A 1,650-nucleotide genomic window follows, 5' to 3' on the forward strand; every position below is an offset into this window, starting at 1 on the left:
ATGAGCTTTTGGAATTGAGTGTATATGAAAAAGTTGAAGAAGAAGTGGGGAGGAGGATTGATGAAATTAGGAATGGGGATATTTAGTTATTGGGGTGATTTATCGAGTGGCTTTAAAGCCACGAGCCAGATTCCACACCCCAATAATATAATAAGGGGTGCTAAGGTGTACATTTGTACAATTTTATTATTTTTAATTATAAAAGTTGGAGGTTTTGGTTGTGGTTAAAAAATGAGTGAAGAAGTTATAAAACCTGTTTATAGTATTGATAAAGTTAGGTTAAAAACAAGATTGGCTAAAGATGTTGTTCAATTTAAAATGAGGAAATATGAGAGTGATCCTAGGGTTGAATATTGGGAAGGGTATAAAATAACAGAATATCGTCATAATTGGCGTTTTAAGTTAGGGGTAGATGAAACTGTTTACATAGGCTGTCAGCATAATTCTGAGCCTCCTGTGGAGCTTAGAACGGGTTTTGTTATCGAATATAATCCTAACAAGGTGGAAAAAGATAATTGTGTTTTAGATGAATTACTGATGTTATTTACTAAAACTGAGCCGATAGTTCAAAAATTAGATGTGGCAGTTGATTTTTATAAAGTTAATATCAATTGGGTTACTCTTTTTAAAGGTAGTAAAAGGAAGATTACGACTTTAGATTATGGGTCTGATGATAAAACTTATTATATTGGAGAGGTCGGACAAGAGGGGAGAGTAAAAGTTTATAATAAAGCTAAAGAAAGAAGTAAAAAGAGCTATCCAGTACCGTTTAGTGATTGGACACGATACGAGATAACTCTTAAACCTGATGTTATTACTAGTAACATACAGGATTATAAAATTGATATTGAGATACCTAATATTACTTATATTCAACCTCATAAAATAAAAGATTTAAATTCTACTGACAGAATACTTCTTAAGGCTATTAAAGCAGGTTTGGCGGAACTTGCTGAATTGCCTAGAAGAAAGAAAGAGAAATTAAAACCTTTTATTCAAGAGGAATGTGAACTTTTTATTAAAAAATGTTTGTTGCAGGAAACTGTTGTTGATTTTATTACAGAAATATCGGACAAGTACTTTTTTCTTGATGGGAAACAGTATGAATCTGCTCATTATTCTAAAAGGTATTATAACATAAAAACGTGATTCGATAAACACTTGTTAATTATTTATTAATAAAAAAATTTATTAGTTGTCAAGGGTGAGGAGGTACGACGAACTTGTATACCCTTGACGGCTTATAAATATTATTATTATTATTTTTACAAAAGTGTTTTGGGATACAGGTTTGCAATTTGGGTACGATTTGTTATAATATTTATATGGTAATAAATTCAATTATTGAAAAAGGAGAGTGATTTTGTGCCTAAGACTTATAAAGTTCGTATGCATCAGAGGGAATATGATTTGGTTAAAGAGTATGCTGAAGAAAAAGATATTACTTATGCTCAAGCAGTTTCGGAGTTGATGACTGTAATAAAAAGAGAAAATGAGATGTTAAAAGAAGAAAATCAACGTTTGAGAAATGAAGTTGCTAGGGGTGAAGCTTATTATGAGCTTTTGGAATTGAGTGTATATGAAAAAGTTGAAGAAGAAGTGGGGAGGAGGATTGATGAAATTAGGAATGGGGATATTTAGTTATTGGGG

At 31.4% G+C, this 1,650-nt stretch carries 3 protein-coding genes; all 3 read left to right on the forward strand.

Translation table 11 applies throughout. The annotated features are described in order from the left end of the window. The first annotated feature begins 60 nt into the window (after window positions 1–60). The 3 genes from BX659_RS19240 (at window position 61) to BX659_RS18650 (ending at window position 1,641) form a co-directional block, all read left to right on the forward strand. Window positions 61–228 carry a hypothetical protein gene (locus BX659_RS19240; protein WP_181186469.1) on the forward strand — a complete coding sequence of 56 codons (168 nt, stop codon included), beginning with the start codon at window positions 61–63 and terminating at the stop codon, window positions 226–228. A 3-nt stretch (window positions 229–231) separates the two neighbouring features. Then, on the forward strand, window positions 232–1,149 hold the full coding sequence (locus tag BX659_RS18645; RefSeq protein ID WP_106231977.1) for a hypothetical protein: 918 nt from the start codon (window positions 232–234) through the stop codon (window positions 1,147–1,149). Between the two features lie 216 nt (window positions 1,150–1,365). Beyond that, window positions 1,366–1,641, forward strand: coding sequence for a hypothetical protein (locus tag BX659_RS18650; RefSeq protein WP_106231979.1), 276 nt, complete (start codon window positions 1,366–1,368; stop codon window positions 1,639–1,641). Window positions 1,642–1,650 lie beyond the last annotated feature (9 nt).

Source organism: Orenia metallireducens, from assembly GCF_003001995.1.
GTDB classification, from domain to species: Bacteria; Bacillota; Halanaerobiia; order Halobacteroidales; family Halobacteroidaceae; genus Orenia; species Orenia metallireducens_B.